Source organism: Mesorhizobium sp. M0077 (assembly GCF_040322955.1).
In the GTDB taxonomy this organism is placed as follows: Bacteria; Pseudomonadota; Alphaproteobacteria; order Rhizobiales; family Rhizobiaceae; genus Mesorhizobium.
On sequence record NZ_JAMYUL010000023.1, the window covers coordinates 1 to 18,445 of the forward strand.

The following is an 18,445-nucleotide window of genomic DNA, read 5'->3' on the forward strand; positions in this document are numbered from 1 at the left end:
CCCATAAATACACACTCCATCTCGGCGCCCGCGCCCGATTGTTAACACCCCCCGCCCCCCCGGCCCTCGACACCTCTCCCCCGATCGGCGGGGGAGAGGAAAGGCGCGAAGCGATTCCAGCTGGCTCCCTTCCTCTCCCTCCGGAGGGGGGAGAGGTGGCGCCGCGAAGCGGCGACGGAGTGGGGGACGGCGCTCATGAAACCCGCAGTCGCCGCCAGATGGGCACCACTCAACGCGCGCGAACGCTGAGGCAAGGCGGCCACCAGGCGGAAGCATTGCTGTGGCTTGAATTGGAGGCGCACAAGCTAGGGGGCTATCGCTTCACCCGCCAGTTTTCCATCGGACCCTTCTTTGCAGACTTCGCCTGTCGCGAAAAATGGCTTGTCGTGGAAATCGACGGCCATCAACACGCCGACAGCTCCTATGACCATCGCCGTGACGATTTCATGCGCGCCCAAGGCTATTCGATCCTGCGTGTTTGGAACCATGACGTCCTGAACCATCGCATTTCCGTCTGCGAGACCATCCTTGCCGCGCTTGATGGCAGGTTGGCCGAGAACGTCGCTGCGGCCGATTCCGCTTTGTTTTCACGCCCCGCCCATTCGATTCAATCTCTTAAAAAACGGACCTATCTCTCATGAAATCTCACGTTAAAGCGGTTGTCATTGGCGGCGGCGTCGTTGGCTGCTCGGTGCTCTACCATCTGGCCAAGGCCGGCTGGACCGACATCATGCTGATCGAGCGGTCCGAGCTCACCTCCGGCTCGTCCTGGCACGCAGCCGGCGGCTTCCACACGCTGAACGGCGATCCCAACGTCGCCAAACTGCAGGCCTATACGGTGCAGCTCTACAAGGAGATCGAGGAAATTTCCGGCCAGTCCTGCTCGCTGCATCTGACCGGCGGCGTGATGATGGCCGATACGCCCGAGCGCATGGATTTTCTGCGCCTGGCCCACGCCAAGGGCCGCTATCTCGGCATGGACACCGAGCTGATCACGCCCTCCGAAGCCAAGGCGATGTTCCCGCTGATGGACGAGACCAATTTCGTCGGCGCCATGTGGGATCCGGTCGAAGGCCATCTCGATCCCTCCGGCACGACGATCGCCTACTCCAAGGCGGCCAAGAAGCTGGGCGCCGAGATCGTGCTGCGCAACCGCGTCGTCGACTTGACGCAGGAAGTTGACGGCACCTGGAACGTCGTCACCGAACAGGGCACCGTCCACGCCGAGCATGTCGTCAACTGCGGCGGCCTGTGGGCGCGCGAGATCGGCCGCATGGTCGGCGTCGAACTGCCGGTGCTGGCCATGGAGCACATGTACCTCCTCACCGAGCCGATGCCCGAGGTCGAGGAATTCAACAAATCGACCGGCCGCGAGATGATCGGCGTGCTCGACTTCAAGGGCGAGATCTACACCCGCCAAGAGCGCAACGGCATCCTGCTCGGCACCTATGAAAAAGCCTGCAAACCCTGGTCGCCGGTCAATACGCCGTGGGATTTCGGCCATGAACTGCTGCCGCCCGACCTCGACCGCATCGCGCCGTCGCTGGAGATCGGCTTCAAGCATTTCCCCGGCATCGAGAAAGCCGGCATCAAGCAGATCATCAACGGCCCCTTCACCTTCGCGCTCGACGGAAATCCGCTGGTCGGGCCGGTGCAGGGCCTGACCAATTTCTGGTGCGCCTGCGCCGTCATGGCCGGCTTCAGCCAGGGCGGCGGCGTCGGCCTCGCGCTGTCCAACTGGATGGTGCATGGCGATCCCGGCTTCGACGTCTGGGGCATGGATGTCGCCCGCTTCGGCGAGTGGGCCGGCCTGCGCTACACCAACGCAAAGGTGCGCGAAAACTATTCGCGCCGCTTCTCCATCCGCTTCCCCAATGAAGAGCTGCCGGCTGCGCGCCCTGCACAAACCACCCCGCTCTATGACACGATGCTCGCCAACAACGCCGTAATGGGCGATAGCTGGGGCCTGGAGACCCCGCTGTGGTTCGCGCCGAAGGGCAAGGAGCCGAAGGACGTCGTCTCCTTCCACCGCTCAAACGATTTCGGTCCTATCGGCGAGGAAGTGCGCGCCACGCGCGAACGCGTCGGCGTCACCGAAATCGCCAACTTCGCCAAATACGAAGTGTCGGGACCTGCGGCTGAGGATTTCCTCAACCGGCTGATGACCAACCGCATGCCGAAGATCGGCCGCATCGTGCTGACGCCAATGATCAACGAATTCGGCAAGCTGATCGGCGACTTCACCATCGCCAAGGCAGGCGAAGACAGATTTATGATCTGGGGCTCTTCCGCCGCGCAGAAATACCACATGCGCTGGTTCGAAAAGCACCTGCCGAAGGATGGTTCGGTGCGCATCCACCGCTTCGATCAGACGCTCGTCGGCCTGTCGATCGCCGGGCCGAAATCGCGCGACCTCTTGCAGAAGCTGGTCGATGTCGACATCTCGACGAAAGCTTTCCGCTTCATGGATTTCCGCGAAATGGCGGCCGGCGGCGCGCCCTGCATGGTCAACCGCATCACCTATACCGGCGATCTCGGCTATGAAATCTGGATGGCGCCGGCCTATGAGCGCCTGGTCTACAAGGCGATCAAGGACGCCGGCGAGGAGTTCGGCCTCGTCGATTTCGGCATGCGCGCTTTGCTCTCCATGCGCCTGGAGAAGAACTTCCCGACCTGGTACCGCGAGCTGCGCCCGATCTACGGGCCGTTCGAAGGCGCGATGGACCGCTTCATCAAGCTGGAGAAGAACGACTTCATCGGCCGCGAGGCCGCCGCCAAGGAACAGGCGGAAGGGCCGAAACTGCGCCGCGTTTCCTTTATCGTCGATGCGGCCGACGCCGATGTCATGGGCGACGAGCCGATCTGGGCCAAGGTCGGCAAGGACTATGGCACGGTGGAAAAGCCTCATGGCTATGGCGCGCCACGCTTCGATACGGCGGGCAAGGAAGTGCGTGGCTCGAAGGCTGCCGAAGGCGCTTCCGCCGTGCGCGGCATCGTCGACGGCGACTGGCGCGTGGTCGGCTGGGTCACCTCGGGCGGTTATGCGCACTATGTGCAGAAGTCGATGGCGCAGGGCTATGTGCCGGCGGCACTCGCCGAGGACGAAAGTGCCGGACTGTTCGAGATCGAGATCCTCGGCCACCGGCGTCCGGCGCGCATCAGTGTCGAGGCGCCCTTCGACCCCAGCGGCGAGAAGATGCGGACGTAACGACAGGGCTGCTACATTGTGCAGGGCGCGGTTCTCATGTTAGCGGAGCAGGCGGCAACTGGGCCAGCACGGGCAACGAGAATCCCTTGAAGTATCCCATGAGATGGGCCGAATGGCTTGCCGAAAGCAGGATCGGCCCCTTCCCCGCAGCGATCGTGATGGTCGCGGCTTATTTTCTGTTCCAGACGGTCACATTGTCCGTGTTGACCTTTTGGGCGGGAACCGGTGTCGGCATCGATGACGCAGAGCAACTGATCTATCTTCCGCACCTTTGGGCTGGATATGGCGGCTCGCAACCGCCTCTCTACACGTGGATCAATTGGCTAGCCGCGCAAATTCTTGGCACCAGCGTTTTCACCTTGAAGATCGTCAAATATTCCGTGCTGTTCCTCGCCGCTTGCTGCGTGTTTGCCGCCATGCGCCGGCTCGCCTACACGAAGACGACGGCCGTGGCGGCCATGTTCGGCCTTTTCACCATCCCGCAAATTGCCTGGGAATCGCAACGCGCCTTGTCGCACTCCGTCGCCGTCGTCGGCTTCTGCGCACTGCTCCTGCTCGCGATGGTTTACCTCCTTGAGCGGCGAAGCGCGATTGCCTATGCGGTGTTTGGCTTGGCCATGGCTGCAGCAATTCTCGCCAAATACAACGACGTCTTTCTGGTGGCGGCACTTGTTGCGGCAGCGCTGTCGCTGCGCGAATTCCGTGGGACGATCCTCCATCCGAAATTCGCAATCAGCCTTGCCGTGGCGGCATTGGCGCTGACGCCGACGGCATATTGGAGCTTCATGCATTCTGCCGAATCACTGGCGAGAGGCTACAAGTTCGGAATAGACCCGCAACAAGAGCTCATGGCGGCTGCGGCCATTGGCGCTGTCAAGTTCATCATGGGGACTTTCAATTTCGCTGTCATGCCGACGCTCATTTCTGCGTTGGCTTTCGCCGTGGCCGGGTTTCGTTTCTCCGAAAACCATCCCAAAGGCCCAGCCAAGGAATATCTACTGTGGCGTACCTTGGCGTTCGGCCTAGCGATCGTGGCAATACTTGTGCTGGCCAGCGGGGCGACGGAAGTCAAGAGCCGCTGGCTGCTCCCAATCCTGGCCATGTTGCCGCTAGCAATGGCTGCCTACATGGAACGGCTCGCACCGCGCGGCAGGAACGCCCAGCTCTTTGTGATCGCAGCTGGAGCGATCACCGCCGTCCTGCTTGCACCCGCTTCCTGGTACAATCAGATAAGCGGCGGCAACGGTCTCGCGCAGGTACTACGGATGGATTACCCGGCTCTATATCGCGAACTGACCGCTGACGGGCCAATCAAAACTGCAATATCCGACAATCCATGGGTCGGAAATTTGCGGCTGGTCGATCGAAATACAGTTGCGCTTGACGACGAAGTGCCGGATTTCGCCGCATTGCTGCAAGAGCCGGCCGTTCTGCTCTGGCTGGACAACCCAAGCCCGGAGCAGGAAATCTTCGATCGCCTCAATCAGGCAGGTTATGTCTTGGACGGAGAAAGCCGTAGTGTCAGGGTTCCTGAATTCTTCGGTTCGAAGGACGGCCGGGTTGTGACCTTCGTCAAGTTGAAAAAGCGGAACGCAAAATGACCGCCCGGCGATCGACTGACATCCGCCGGAGACATGCGCCACGATCCGGCGCAAGGATCGCAACTTGAGCGAGCAAGGCATCGAGCGACGGTTCGGTCGTCATCGCAAGATCATGCCGTTCGAGCTCGGCTCCGTCGAAGCCTTGCGCGAAACATCGCGCCAGAAGGCGGCGTCGCTGAACCAGCATGTGCTGGGCTATGGCGCGCTGGCTGAAGCCGAATGGCAAGCGGCAGGCATCGCCGCGCCCGATCTTGCCGCGATGCGCAAATACCGGCTCGAGCGCCTCCGCGCCGAACTGAGGCGCCGAAACTACGCCGGCGCGCTGCTCTACGACCCCGTCAACATCCGCTACGCCACCGATTCGACCAACATGCAGCTGTGGGTCGCGCACAATCCGACCCGCCACTGCTTCGTCGCCACTGAGGGACCCGTGGTGCTGTTCGACTATTTCTCCTGCGAGCATCTGTCCGATCATTCCGGCGTCGTCGACGAGGTGCGGCCGGCAGTGTCGTGGATGTATCTCTATGGCGGCGAGCTGACCGAGCACAAAGTCCGCCGCTGGGCGGCCGGCATCGCCGATCTGGTCAAGGAGCATGGCGGCGGCAACAGCCGCATTGCGGTCGACCACATCAACCCGGAAGGCGTCGAGGAACTCGCCCGGCTCGGCATTTCGATCGGCAATGGCGAAGCGGTGATGGAAAATGCGCGGCTGATCAAATCGCCGGACGAGATCCTCGCCATGCGCCGCGCCATCGTCGCCTGCGAGGCGGCGATGGGCGAGATGGAAGCGGCGTTGAAGCCGGGCATTTCCGAAAACGAATTATGGGCGGAACTGCACCGCGGCAACATTGCGCGCGGCGGCGAATGGATCGAGACCCGGCTGTTGGCCTCGGGGCCGCGCACCAATCCGTGGTTCCAGGAATGCTCATCGCGCGTGATCGAAGCAGGCGACCTCGTCGCCTTCGACACCGACCTGATCGGCCCCTACGGCTTCTGCGCCGATCTCTCGCGCACCTGGCTTTGCGGTGACGCCAGGCCGTCGAACGAGCAGCGCGACCTGTTCCGCATTGCCGCCGACCAGATCGCCCACAACACGCAATTGATGCAGCCCGGCATGTCCTTTCGCGACCTGGTCGAACGCTCCGTGGTGCCGCCGGGAGATTGCTTCCCGGCGCGCTACGGCGTGCTCTATCACGGCGTCGGCCTCGCCGACGAGTATCCAACCCTGCCACATGCCAGCGACTGGACGCCGGACACGCCCGATGGCGTGCTGGAGCCGGGAATGGTGCTGTGCGTGGAAAGCTATATCGGCCGTCTCGGCGACCATGAGGGCGTCAAGATCGAGGAACAGATCCTGATCACCGAGACCCGTAACGAGCAGCTTTCAACCTACCCGTTGGATGCGAGGCTGCTCGGCTGATCCGGCAAGCGCCTCGCGCAGAGCCTTGAGCGTCTTTTCCGGCGTCGTCCTGGCGGTGATGTAGGGCAGGCCTTTGCGCCTTGCCGTCCAGCCGACGACCTTCACGGCGTTTGCCGCAGGCTCGAAACGCTGCGCCAGCGCCCAGCTCTCACAGTCGATGGCAGCTATATCCGCCTTGCCCTCGGCGACCGCGACGATCGAGCCGCGATGGCCACCGCTCTCGCTGCGCGAGGGAAACATATCCATGCTCTCGCCGGCGGCCTGCAGGTCGCGCGTCAGCGCGATGATGCCCGACATCGAATCGAGGCTGTTGTAGGTAAAACGCTTGCCACGCATCAGATCGAGCGGCAGCAAGGCTTTGCCATCCGCGGGCGAGCGAACTTCCGATCCCTCGCCTGTGCGCATCACCAGCGCGCTGGAATAGAGTTCGCCCTGGCCGCCTTCGTAAGCGTCGTAGCTCGGCTGGCCGACCACCCGCACATGCTTGTTCAGGCCGAGTTCCATCGGCCCCCAGCAGGTCTGCGCGAACAGCAGCGCCGGATGGAGCCAAAGCTGGTGATGGTCGAGTTCGTTCGGCGGCAGTGTCGCCGGATCGGGCGCGATTAGCTTGCCCTCGGCGTCCCGGATACCGCCCGGCACCGGCGGCAGGTCGCCACTGCGGCGCACGATTGTCTGCGGCGCATCGATGCCCTTGTGCCGAAAAGCCTCGCGCAACGCTGCCCATTGCGCGTCGACCTCGCCGCGCACTTCGGGCCAGTCGTACATCGGCAATGCCGCAATCAATTCACTCATGCCGACACTCAATCATCATGGCTCGGGAAAGGATCGCAAAAACGCGGCGTTCAATCAGAATTGGCCGACACGGGTTCGGGAAGTCCGGGGATTATTCCTTCGGCGGCTCGGCCGGAACCGGCGCGCTGCCAAGCCCGCTGATGCTGCGCGCCCTGATGCGGGGCTTGAAAGCCCTGCCCGGCTCGGGCTGGCGGCGCAGCACCGGGTGCACGATCGGCTCCTTGGCCTTGAATGCGTAGGCTTTGATCAGTGCGAAATAGTTCGGATAGGCGTAGCCATTGTTCATCCGCAGCCACTCGTCGCGGCGGTCGGCAAACAGTTTTGGAAGTCTGTACCAGGCAACCGTCGGCGTCTTGTGGTGGACGAAGTGCAGATTGTTGTTGAGGAACAGGAACGACAGCGGCGAGCGCTCGATGATCACCGTGCGTCCTTCAGGGTGCTCGGACCACTGATGTTCGGCGAAAGTCCGGACCGCGATCAGCGACTGGCCGAGCCAGACCGGCACCAGAATGTAGAGCCATACCGGAATGCCGAAGCCGAACTGCACGATCGGCACCACGATGGCGAGGCCGATCGCATGCAGCAGCCATGCCTTGCCGATCACCTTGTCGCCGGCAATCACATGCCTGGCGTCGTCGACGAAGAAACCGATGCAGGACAGCCAGGGGCCGAGAAAGAAACGGCCGGCCATGGTGTTGTTGATCTTGAGCAGGAATTTCATCGTCGGCGGCAGATCGTCATGCATCCACAACGCCTGGTAATAGCTCTCGGGATCGTCGAGCGGATCGGTCAGGCGCTCGTCGGCGTGGTGGCGCAAATGGAGCGTCTTGAAGCGACGGAACGGCCAGACCAGGCCGATCGGCAGGAAGACGAAGGCTTCGTTGATGAGCGCGCTGCGCGTCGGATGGCCATGCAGCACTTCGTGCATGATCGACGACTGCAAGGCCAGGATGAAGCCGAGGAGAAGAAGTGCCGGGGTCGGATAAGAGGGCCAGAGCAGGAGCCCGGCAGCGAGCCACATTCCGTAACAGAAGAAAGCGAGGACCACGGTCGGCCACTCGATGGCCGCTGCGTCGCGTCGCTTGATGCACTTGCCTGTCATGCTATCGACCACTGCCCCTCAGTCGCCGGAATTGGTTCCTGACAGCATAGTGTCAGGAGAAGCGATTCCGCTCAACGAGACAAAGTGTACAAAATGTTGCGATTGCGCATTTTTGACCGCAGATGTTATACATTGTAAACAACCCTACGGATTCATTTACGCTGGAAGTGCTGAATCGACGGCTCGGGCGCAAATTTTTCCTAAGAGAGCGCGGAGAACGAACAGTGGACAAACGGGACCTTTCGGCAATCTTCCGGGAGCGCCTGAAGCTGCTCCTGACACGGTCCGATCTCAACCAGTCAGCTTTCGCGTCAGCAGTCGGCATCGACCGGTCGGCGCTGTCGCAACTGATGTCCGGCGCCTCGACGCGCCTGCCACGCGCCGAAACGCTGCTCAACATCGCCGCCGAATTCAAGATCTCGCTGGACTGGCTGCTCGGCCTCTCCCAGGACGAAGGCGTCACCGGCGAAATCCGCGAAAGCCTGGAGATCGAAGAGGCGCCCGACGGCTTCGACCGCACGCTGCTCGCCAAATGGTTCGCGGAAGCCGCAGGCACCAAGATCCGCTATGTGCCGGCCGGCATTCCCGATCTCCTGCGCACACGCCAGCTGGTCGACTACGAAGCCAACATCACCAACCGCAGCCGTCTGGCGCAGGCCAGCGAGACGCAGTACCGCATCGAGTACAACCGGCGCCCTGAGACCGATATGGAGGTCTGCATGCCGCGCCACACGCTGGAGATTTTCGCCCGCGGCCTGGGCGTCTGGGACCGCTTTCCCGAGGCTGACCGCCGGCAGCAGCTTGCCCATATGGCGACGCTGCTTGACGATCTCTACCCCACCTTCCGCCTGTTCCTCTATGACGGCCGCATGCGCTATTCGATCCCGCTGACAATCTTCGGTCCCTACCGCGCCGCCATCTATGTCGGCGACATGTATGTCGTGCTGAACGCCACCCAGCCGGTCCAAGCGCTGACCCAGCATTTCGACAATCTGATCCGGGCCGCCGACATCAACCCGCATGAGGCCGCCGCCTACGCGCGCAATCTGGCCGGCGCGTCATTTCCATCGGGTTCTGCCTGATCCCCAACGCCCCGGAAAGGTGCGCCGCGCGGCATTGCAGGTTGCAAACACATTGACTGGACATAAAGACTTCTTTATATCCTTATTCCATTCAAATATCTGAAAGTCGATCCGATGACCGCGAACAATCCCATCGATGCTCTGCTGGCCGAAAAGGGCGTGCTGCTCGCCGATGGCGCCACCGGCACCAATCTGTTCGCCATGGGTCTGGAGGCCGGCGAAGCGCCGGAGTTGCTGAACGAGACAGCGCCCGACACCATCACCAGCCTGCACCAGAATTTCGTCGACGCCGGCGCCGATATCATTCTCACCAACTCGTTCGGCGGCACGCGCCACCGGCTGAAGCTGCACCATGCGCAGGACCGCGTGCATGCGCTGAACAAGCGCGCCGCCGAGATTGCCCGCGCGGTCGCCGACAAGGCCGGCAGGAAAGTCATCGTCGCCGGCTCGGTCGGCCCGACCGGCGAGTTGCTGGTGCCGCTCGGCGCCATGACCTATGACGAAGCAGTCGAGGCTTTTGCCGAGCAGATCGAGGGTCTCAAGGAAGGCGGCGCCGAAGTCGCCTGGATCGAGACCATGTCTGCGCCGGACGAAATCCGCGCCGCGGCGGAGGCCGCCATCCGCGTCGGCCTGCCCTACACCTATACCGGTTCATTCGACACTGCCGGCCGCACCATGATGGGCCTGCTGCCCAGGGATATCCACGGCGTCGTCGACGGACTTTCAGAGACACCGCTCGGTGTCGGCGCCAATTGCGGTGTCGGCGCCTCCGACATCCTGGCCTCGCTGCTCGACATGACCGAGGCGAAGCCGGAAGCGACGGTGATCGTCAAGGGCAATTGCGGCATTCCCGAATTTCGTGGCACCGAGATCCATTATTCCGGCACGCCGGAGCTGATGGCCGACTATGTCCGGCTGGCGGTGGATGGCGGCGCGAAGATCATCGGTGGCTGCTGCGGCACGTCGTTCCAGCACCTTGCCGCCATGCGCAAGGCGCTCGACGCGCACACCAAATCCGAACGCCCGACCGTCGCGGCGATCGTCGAGCGCATCGGTCCGATGCGCAACAAGGTGGCGACGGAAAACACCGCCGAGACCAGCGAAGCCCGCCGCGAACGCCGCCGCACCCGGGCCTGATATCGAACTTATTCGCTGTTTTCAGCGTAACGCGATAGCGCCGTCTTGAAATCCAGGGCGGTGCCGTTGGCGTTGCCACTCATCGTCACCAGGTCACCCGACGACTGCGGATTGCCGATCTGCTCCAGCATGACGCGAAAGCGGTCATTGGTCAGCGCCGACTTTGCGGTATTCCGGGCTGCGTCAACGTCATCCATGATGCGCCTGGATTCTGGCGACAGCGTTCCCGACGCCTGCGTGTGTCTCACCGCCGGCGTCGTGTTTCCAATGTTCATGATCTGCAATTCCCGGCTCCCCAAGCCCAGTCCCGACCCCATGCAATAATAGCAGGGCATTGCGATGACGTTCCGGAAAAGCCGCGCAATTTAACGATCAGGCGGATCATCGGTGCGCTTCGGATCAATCGATCCGAAAAAAGGCCGGCAGGGTTTTCCCCGCCGGCCTGCCTCACCCGCCCGTAGCCGGTTCCCCGTATCAGAACGACCCCCGTCTGAAAGGAACCGGCTGTATTGCCACTACCGGTTACCGCCGAGCGCCGAGGCAAGGCGCACAAGCGAAAGGAACTCGGACCTGTACCCAAACGGGTCGGCTCCTCGGGCGGCGGTGGCAATCTCCATGATCTTGTCGTAGCCGAACTTCGCGGTCGCATCCTCGTCGCGCAGCTTCTGGCCGAAGGCGGCGACAGCGATGGAGAAACGCTGGTCGGTGCTGGCCTGGTCGAAAGACTGGACCTCGTTGGCCGACGTCACCGGCGTGGTGATCAGCTTCGAGACGTCTTCGTTCGGCAGCTTGTAGCGGATCTTGACGAATGCATATTCGTCGGCATTGGCGACGCCGCCATTGTTGACCGTTGCCTGGCCGTAGCGCAGCGGATCCATCTGCTCGCCGCCACTGCCCTTCGGCGTGATCTCGTAGATGGCCGTCACCGAATGACCGGAGCCGATATCGCCGGCATCGACGCGGTCATTGTTGAAGTCCTCGCGGTTCAAGGCGCGGGTTTCATAGCCGATCAGCCGGTACTCCGAGACCTTGTCCGGATTGAACTCGACCTGGATCTTGACGTCCTTGGCGATGGTGAACAGCGTCGATGAGGCATCCTCGACCAGAACCTTCTCGGCCTCGGCCAGCGTGTCGACATAGGCGGCGGTGCCGTTGCCGTTCTGGGCGATGGTCTGCATCATCTGGTCGTTCAGATTGCCGCGGCCGAAGCCGAATACCGACAGGAACACGCCGGTCCTGCGCTCCTGCTCGATCAGCCGCTTCAGATCGTCGTCATCGGTCTGGCCGACATTGAAGTCGCCGTCCGTGGCCAGCATCACACGGTTGATGCCGTCCTTGACGAAGGACTGCTGGGCAAGCCTGTAGGCTTCCTTGATGCCCGCCTCGCCGGCCGTCGAGCCGCCGGGCGACAGATTGTCGATGGCGTTGAGGATCTTGTCCTTCTCGGTAACCTTGGTCGGCATCAGCACGGTGCCGGCGTCACCGGCATAGGTGACGATCGAGATGGTGTCGTCCGCCTTGAGCTTGCTGACCAGCAGCCGGAAAGCCGACTTGAGCAGTGGCAGCTTGTCAGGCTCGTCCATCGAACCCGAGACGTCGATCAGGAACACCAGATTGGCCTTGGGCTGCTCGACCGGCTTGATGTCGAAGCCCTTGATGGCGACGTGCATCAGCTTGGTGTGCCCGTTCCACGGCGTCGGCATGACGCTGACGGTCGAATTGAACGGCGTCGAAGCCGAGTCCGGCCCCTTCCAGTCATAGGGGAAGTAATTGACCATCTCCTCGACGCGCACCGTGTCGGCCTGCGGCAGGTAGCCCTGCTTCAGCGAGCCGCGGACGAAGGAATAGGAAGCGGTGTCGACGTCGATCGAGAAGGTCGAGACCGGATCCTGAAGCGCTGCATGCACCGGATTGGTCTTGAAATCCTCGACGCGGTCGCGGTTTGGCTCCTGCGGCGCAATCTGGTCGGCCGGCATGGTAGAGGGCTGCGCCAGGTACTTGGATTCGGTCGCGCCGGCCATGCGGTCGACCCGCGCGCCGCCGGCCGGGGCAGCGGTGCCGTCAAGCGAAAACTCGCGGCTCTCAACTGGCGCAGGCTCGGCCAACACGCCGCGCCCCAGCGCATCCTGCTGCGCAGGGGCGACAGCAACGGTCGATTCGGGCTTCGGCGGCGCGGGCGGCGTAAGCGTCGTAGTAGTGTCGCGGCTTCGCGCGTCGGCGTCGGCCTTCTTGTCGCCTTCAGGCGCCTGCTTGTCTTTTACCGGCGCGTTGATCGCCGGCCCATTGGTTGCCGGCTTGTCGGCCAGCGTCTCAGTGATCTTCTCGTCGCTGCCGAACGGCGACGGCTGTTCCCTCAGCATATGAAAGGTGGCGTATCCGGCGATCGGCAGGGCGACGAGCCCGGCAATGGCTGGCGTGGCGATGAGTTTCTTCTGCATGATCTCGCTCCAGAGCTTTTGTGCTCGCTCTGTGAGACGAAGCCCGCCGACCGATCCTTGGGTGACGGCAGAAATATTTTCCTGATCATAGGCGCTCATGGCGGCTTCGACGGCGCGTGCCTTCGCGCTTTCGCCCGGCGCCGGTACTGCTGCGTCGCGCAGCCTGTTGAGTTCGTTGTCGTCGACCATGGTCACACTTCCCCGGCTGAACGAATCAACGTCTTCAGCCGTTTCTTCGCTTCATGGATGTGCCAGGAAACCGTCGTCTCCGAGATTGCCATCGCCTCGGCGGCGGCCGCATGGCTCAAACCTTCGCCATAGACCAGAAGTACTGCATCGCGCTGCTTGTCCGGCAATTGCCGCACCGCTGCCCAGAGCGCCTCAGTGGGATCTTCAGGTTCGGCCGAGGCCTCTCCCGATATCATGCTGTAGGCGCCGAAAGCCTCGGTCTTGACGTTTTCGCGCGTCGTCTTGCGCATCATGTCGCGCGCCGCGTTCAACGTCACGGAATAGAGCCATGTCGTGAACGCGCCGCCGCCGCGGTAGTCGCGGATCGCCTTGCCGAGACGGACACAGACCTCCTGGGCGATGTCTTCGGCATCGGCCTTCTTTCCGCACCAGCGATAGGCGGCGCGATAGACGAAGTCGTAGTGCCGCTCCAGCAATTTGCCGAAGGCACCCCTGTCTCCGCCCTTCGCCCGCCCGATCAATTCGGCGTCGGAGGCTTCGCTTTCATCCAGCATCATCGCCATCATTTGCCTGTTGGACGAAGGCTAATGGCCAATCCTTGGGGTTATGGAAAGATTTTTTTCCGAGGCGACGGATGCACGCGCAACAGGTGCGCTGAGATTCAGGTCAGGCCGAGCCGAAAACGATGGATTTCGAGAACCGGAGCGGAGCGTACTTTTGGTACGCGAGCACCGGAAGCACAGAAAGCCGTCGTTTGCAGGCCGGCCTCACCTGAATATCAGCACACCTGGCCCGAGGCCCAGCCGGACGACCAAGCCCACTGAAAATTATAGCCGCCCAGCCAGCCCGTGACATCGACGACTTCGCCGATGAAAAACAGCCCCGGCACGGATTTCGCCTGCATCGTCTTCTGATCGAGCCCGTTGGTATCGACACCGCCAAGCGTCACTTCCGCCGTGCGGTAACCCTCGGAGCCGGCCGGCTTGATGCGCCAGTCGTTGACGGCGGCTTCGACGGTTTTCATTTGCAGGTCTGTCAAATCAGCGAGATTGCCATCGATCCCACTGCGCTCGGCGACTGCTTGCGCAAGGCGCTTCGGCAAATGGTTTGCAAGCACCGTCTGCACCGCTTGCCTGCCGTTGACGCGCCGGGCGGCGCGAAGCAGTTCCGCCACATCCCTCCCCGGCAGCATGGCGACGCGGATCTCGTCGCCCTCGCGCCAATAGGACGATATCTGCAGGATGGAAGGCCCGCTCAAGCCGCGATGCGTAAACAGCATCGCTTCTGAAAACCGCGTCTTGCCGCAGGCGACTTCGGCATCGACGGCATTGCCGGCCAAAGGCGCCAGCCGCTCCAGCGTTCTTGCGTCGAAGGTAAGCGGCACCAGCGCCGGCCGTGTTTCCACCACCGCAAGGCCGAATTGCGCCGCAAGCTCGTAGCCGAAACCGGACGCGCCCATTTTGGGGATCGACTTGCCCCCGCAAGCCACGACCAGAGAATTGCAGGCGACGCTGCCAGTGGAGAGCGTCAGCACAAAACCGTCCGCGGCCTTGCTGACGTTCCTCACCTCGGTCGACAGCGCAAGCTCCACGCCCCCATCCTGCATTTCGGAGACCAGCATGTCGATGATCAGCCGCGCCGAGCCATCGCAAAACAGCTGTCCCAGCGTCTTCTCGTGATAGGCGACGCCGTGGCGTTCGACGAGCCCGATGAAATCGCGCTGCGTGTAGCGGCTGAGCGCCGAAATGCAGAAATGCGGATTGCCCGAGATGAAATTCTTCGGGCTCGCATGGATGTTGGTGAAGTTGCAGCGGCCGCCGCCGGAGATGCGGATCTTCTCGCCGGGCTTTGCCGCGTGATCGAGCACCAGGACCGAGCGGCCGCGCTTGCCCGCCTCGATGGCGCACATCATTCCGGCCGCACCGGCGCCGATCACCACGACATCATAGGATTGCATCAGGCTGTTCGTTCCCGCTCGACTGGCGCTGTTTTAACAGGCCGCGCCAATCGTGCAGTCTCTACCCGTTCGTTGCGACTTCAGGCAACGCCTCGTTAGATCAGCGTCTCGGCGAACAGCGTCGTCAATCGCTTCCAATGACGTTCGGCGCCGGCCGCGTTGAACACGCTGTGATCCGACACACACCAGCCATGCGCCATGCCGGCATAGTTTTCGATGACGTGGTCGACTTCCGCCACGCGCAGCGCCTCGGCCAGTCGCGCCGACTGCTCCGGCGGAAAGCTGCGGTCCACCCCAGACGTTCCGACATAGACCCGCGCCTTGATCATTGCAGCCTTGCGGTGCGGACTGTCGGCGGCATCGCTGGCGAGATTGCCGCCATGGAAGCTTGCCGCCGCCACGATGCGATCGGGATAGGTTGCAGCCGCATTCAAGGCCCGCGCCCCGCCCATGCAGTAACCGACGACACCGACCGGTCCGGTGACACCTTCAGCGGTAAGCGTGTCGAGGAACGCCCTGCTGTCGCGGATGGTCATGTCCTGTGTCGTGCCGTGGACCAACGCCGTCAGCGCGACCTTGGTCTCCTCGACGACGAAAGCGGTCTTGGGCTCGAACGGCCCGTAGGGTGCGTTGCGATAGAAAAGATCCGGCACCAGCACCGCACAGCCCTCGCCAGCCAGGCGCTCCGCCATTGCGTCGAGCGCCGGTCGCGGACCGAAGGCGTCCATATAGAGAATGACACCGGCCCTGGACGGGGAAGCGGTCGCCGAACGGAACAGCCCGGCTTTCGCTACGCCGTCCTCGGTTTTTATCTCAATGTCCTGCTTCGCCATGGCGCGCCCCGTTGATTGTCGTGTGTACATATAAGCAGGCATTGTCAGGGCAAGCCGTTCCCTGACAATCCCGTTCAACACTTTGTGCGGGCTTTCGACCCGGCTACAGGCCGGCAAACGCCGTCATGTGAAAGGCCTGAACCTCAGGCGGATAGCGATGGGCCGTGCCATACGGACAGGCGTTGCGGTCGAGGCAGCCGCCGCCGCGGCATGGTTCGCCCTTCGATCCCCGCACATGCGCCAGGCAAGCCTGATGAGCGAAACCATCCGCGGAATAGGCATCGACCGGACAGGATTTCAGGCAAGGTTTTGCGACACAGGCGTCGCAAAGGTGAATCGCTTCGCGACGTTCAGGAAGCGCGATCTCATCCTCGAACAGCAACGCGCCGCGATAGGCATGCCAGAGGCCGTACTGCGGATGCATCAGGATGCCCAGCGGCGACGGTCTCAGCCCCTCCGCTCGCATCGCCCATTGCTGGAACGGCAGATAAGGTCTGTCCGAAGGCGAAACGGCGCGCGCGACGAATTTCTCCGCCACCGCACCGATCACTTCGCGCGACCATGTGTCGAGCGGATTAGCAATGGTTTGCGGTTGCCGGTCGCGCCAGCGCAGGAAATGCGGCCAGGGTGCCGCTCCCGCCTGCCCGACCAACAGCACGGATTTGGCAGGGGCGGCTGAAGGGCCATGCGGCGGCGTTTCGCTTGTTGCGAAATTGAAGCCGCCGCGCAGGATGAGGCCGTCGGCGGAAAGCGCGGCCGCTATCTCGTCAGCCCGGCGCCGCGCAATCATCCCTTCTTGTCCGGGTCGGAGAAAGCGCTCCGCCAGACTTCCTTGTGGATGATGTTGGCGACTTTAGCCCCGCCTGACTCGGGCTCCTTTCAGGTGAAGGCGTCAGCCATCGACGCCTTCTTCGTCGCGATGTAGTCCTTCAGCCCGTCGTCGATGCCCGGATCGAGATACGGCGCCTCATAGGTCTCCAGCCAGCGGCGGGCGAGTTCGTTGGCGCGCTGCGGCGCTGTCTTCTCGCCCTCGGCCAGCCACTGCTCGTAGGAATTGTTGTCGGCGATGCTGGAGCGGTAGAAGGCGGTCTGGAAATTGGCCTGGGTGTGGTCGCAGCCGAGATAGTGGCTGCCCGGGCCGACCTGGCGGATGGCGTCCATCGCCTGGCCGTTTTCCGACAGGTCGACGCCTTCGGAAAACTTTTGCGTCATGCCGAGCTGGTCGATGTCCATCATGAATTTCTCGTAGCAGGACGCCAGTCCGCCTTCGAGCCAGCCTGCCGAATGCAGGACGAAATTGGTGCCGGCAAGAATGGTCGAGTTGAGCGTGTTGGCGCTCTCATAGGCGGCCTGCGCGTCCGGAACCTTGGAGGCGCAGAGCGATCCGCCGGTGCGGAACGGCAGGCCGAGCCGGCGGGCAAGCTGTGCGGCGCCGTAGGAAACCAGCGACGGCTCCGGCGTGCCAAAAGTCGGCGCACCAGACTGCATGGAGATCGACGAGGCGAAGGTGCCGAACAGCACCGGCGCGCCGGGGCGGATCAACTGCGTGAAAGAGGCGCCGGCCAGCACCTCGGCCAGAACCTGTGTCAGCGTGCCGGCCACCGTCACCGGGCTCATCGCACCGGCAAGGATGAACGGCGTGACGATGCAAGCCTGGTTGTGACGCGAATAAACCTTCAGCGCGCCCAGCATGGTTTCGTCGAACACCATCGGCGAATTGGCGTTGATCAGGCTGGTCAGCACGGTGTTGTTTTCGACGAAATCGTCACCGAACACGATCTTGGCCATGGCGACGGTGTCTTCGGCCCGCTCTGGCGCCGTCACCGAACCCATGAACGGTTTGTCCGAATATTTGATGTGGCTGTAGATCATGTCGAGATGGCGTTTGTTGACCGGCACGTCGACCGGCTCGCAAACCGTGCCGCCCGAATGGTGAATCGACGGCGCCATATAGGCGAGCTTCACGAAATTCCGGAAATCCTCGATCGTCGCGTAGCGCCTGACACCGTCGAGATCGCGCACGAAGGGCGGACCATAGACCGGCGCGAAGACCGTGGCGTTGCCGCCGATCTGCACCGAACGTTCGGCGTTGCGCGCATGCTGGGTGTAGATGGGCGGCGCGGTCTTCAGCAGCGAGCGGCAGAGGCCCTTGGGAAAATGCACGCGCTCGCCCTTGACGTCGGCGCCCGCCTCTTTCCAAAGCTGCAGCGCCTCGGCGTCGTCGCGAAAGATGATGCCGATCTCTTCCAGCACCGTATCGGTGTTGTTTTCGATAATCGCCAGGCCTTCCTCGTTGAGGACCTCATAGATGTTGATCTTGCGCTTGATATAGGTGAGCTGGGTGCCCGGTCCGCCGCCCGAGCGCGCCGCCCGCCTTGCAGCCGCGCCGCCGCTGGCAGCACGTCCACGTCGCGCATTGGACGCTTCCTGGTCGACTGACGCGTTTTCACTCATGATCGTTTTTCCCTAAAAACCGTTTGCGGCCGCGTATGGCGGCTTCTCGCCCGGATCGTAGCCATGCACCCTATTCGAAACGGCCCGCCAGCGCCAACGCCTGTCGCAAAATCGACAAGAATTCCAATAGATTTGCGGTCGCTTTCCTTTTGCGGGAAGTCGCAAATCAGCTATGGATACCTGCCCCCGCCGGGTTAGGTATTGACGCGATTATTTTAAGCCGCCGTGGTCG

The 18,445-nt window shown here is 62.6% G+C and carries 15 protein-coding genes; 6 read left to right on the forward strand and 9 right to left on the reverse strand.

Annotation, left to right across the window (positions count from 1 at the left end; translation table 11 throughout):
• The first annotated feature begins 218 nt into the window (after window positions 1-218).
• The 4 genes from NKJ57_RS28565 to NKJ57_RS28580 all read left to right on the forward strand — a co-directional run bounded on the left by NKJ57_RS28565 (window position 219) and on the right by NKJ57_RS28580 (window position 6,229).
• The gene (locus NKJ57_RS28565; protein WP_502902074.1) at window positions 219-641 is read left to right on the forward strand and encodes an endonuclease domain-containing protein; all 423 of its coding nucleotides are present in this window, start codon (window positions 219-221) and stop codon (window positions 639-641) included.
• Window positions 638-3,208: a GcvT family protein gene (locus NKJ57_RS28570; protein ID WP_352513525.1), complete on the forward strand. Its 2,571-nt coding sequence runs from the start codon at window positions 638-640 to the stop codon at window positions 3,206-3,208. Before NKJ57_RS28565 ends, NKJ57_RS28570 begins: the two co-directional genes overlap by 4 nt.
• Before the next feature lie 98 nt (window positions 3,209-3,306).
• Window positions 3,307-4,809, forward strand: coding sequence for an ArnT family glycosyltransferase (locus NKJ57_RS28575; RefSeq protein ID WP_352513526.1), 1,503 nt, complete (start codon window positions 3,307-3,309; stop codon window positions 4,807-4,809).
• A gap of 112 nt (window positions 4,810-4,921) precedes the next feature.
• Window positions 4,922-6,229 (forward strand): M24 family metallopeptidase, encoded by a 1,308-nt coding sequence (locus NKJ57_RS28580; protein ID WP_352513553.1) that lies wholly within the window; start codon window positions 4,922-4,924, stop codon window positions 6,227-6,229.
• Here NKJ57_RS28580 and NKJ57_RS28585 read toward each other — a convergent pair.
• The gene (locus NKJ57_RS28585; RefSeq protein ID WP_352513527.1) at window positions 6,194-7,021 is read right to left on the reverse strand and encodes a phosphate/phosphite/phosphonate ABC transporter substrate-binding protein; all 828 of its coding nucleotides are present in this window, start codon (window positions 7,019-7,021) and stop codon (window positions 6,194-6,196) included. The genes NKJ57_RS28580 and NKJ57_RS28585 overlap by 36 nt on opposite strands.
• A gap of 91 nt (window positions 7,022-7,112) precedes the next feature.
• Complete coding sequence (locus NKJ57_RS28590; protein WP_031201844.1) at window positions 7,113-8,123, reverse strand: fatty acid desaturase; 1,011 nt, start codon at window positions 8,121-8,123, stop codon at window positions 7,113-7,115.
• A gap of 224 nt (window positions 8,124-8,347) precedes the next feature.
• Here NKJ57_RS28590 and NKJ57_RS28595 point away from each other — a divergent pair, with 224 nt between their 5' ends.
• Window positions 8,348-9,205: a helix-turn-helix domain-containing protein gene (locus NKJ57_RS28595; RefSeq protein WP_023681768.1), complete on the forward strand. Its 858-nt coding sequence runs from the start codon at window positions 8,348-8,350 to the stop codon at window positions 9,203-9,205.
• A 114-nt stretch (window positions 9,206-9,319) separates the two neighbouring features.
• Window positions 9,320-10,342 (forward strand): betaine--homocysteine S-methyltransferase, encoded by a 1,023-nt coding sequence (gene bmt, locus NKJ57_RS28600; RefSeq protein ID WP_023805462.1) that lies wholly within the window; start codon window positions 9,320-9,322, stop codon window positions 10,340-10,342.
• 8 nt (window positions 10,343-10,350) lie between these two features.
• On the opposite strand, the gene NKJ57_RS28605 is transcribed toward bmt, so the two are convergent.
• The 7 genes from NKJ57_RS28605 to NKJ57_RS28635 all read right to left on the reverse strand — a co-directional run bounded on the left by NKJ57_RS28605 (window position 10,351) and on the right by NKJ57_RS28635 (window position 18,213).
• Entirely contained in the window at window positions 10,351-10,617 is a 267-nt protein-coding gene (locus NKJ57_RS28605) for a hypothetical protein (RefSeq protein ID WP_031202677.1), read from the reverse strand.
• Between the two features lie 240 nt (window positions 10,618-10,857).
• Window positions 10,858-12,969 carry a vWA domain-containing protein gene (locus tag NKJ57_RS28610; RefSeq protein WP_352513528.1) on the reverse strand — a complete coding sequence of 704 codons (2,112 nt, stop codon included), beginning with the start codon at window positions 12,967-12,969 and terminating at the stop codon, window positions 10,858-10,860.
• A 2-nt stretch (window positions 12,970-12,971) separates the two neighbouring features.
• Window positions 12,972-13,532, reverse strand: a complete 561-nt coding sequence (locus NKJ57_RS28615; protein WP_023688122.1) for an RNA polymerase sigma factor — start codon at window positions 13,530-13,532, stop codon at window positions 12,972-12,974.
• 215 nt (window positions 13,533-13,747) lie between these two features.
• Window positions 13,748-14,926 carry a BaiN/RdsA family NAD(P)/FAD-dependent oxidoreductase gene (locus NKJ57_RS28620; RefSeq protein ID WP_352513529.1) on the reverse strand — a complete coding sequence of 393 codons (1,179 nt, stop codon included), beginning with the start codon at window positions 14,924-14,926 and terminating at the stop codon, window positions 13,748-13,750.
• A gap of 95 nt (window positions 14,927-15,021) precedes the next feature.
• A complete protein-coding gene (locus NKJ57_RS28625) occupies window positions 15,022-15,759 on the reverse strand; it encodes a dienelactone hydrolase family protein (RefSeq protein WP_352513530.1) in 738 nt (245 codons plus the stop codon).
• A gap of 103 nt (window positions 15,760-15,862) precedes the next feature.
• Window positions 15,863-16,549, reverse strand: coding sequence for a 4Fe-4S dicluster domain-containing protein (locus NKJ57_RS28630; protein ID WP_352513531.1), 687 nt, complete (start codon window positions 16,547-16,549; stop codon window positions 15,863-15,865).
• Between the two features lie 89 nt (window positions 16,550-16,638).
• Window positions 16,639-18,213: a trimethylamine methyltransferase family protein gene (locus tag NKJ57_RS28635; protein ID WP_023670403.1), complete on the reverse strand. Its 1,575-nt coding sequence runs from the start codon at window positions 18,211-18,213 to the stop codon at window positions 16,639-16,641.
• Window positions 18,214-18,445 lie beyond the last annotated feature (232 nt).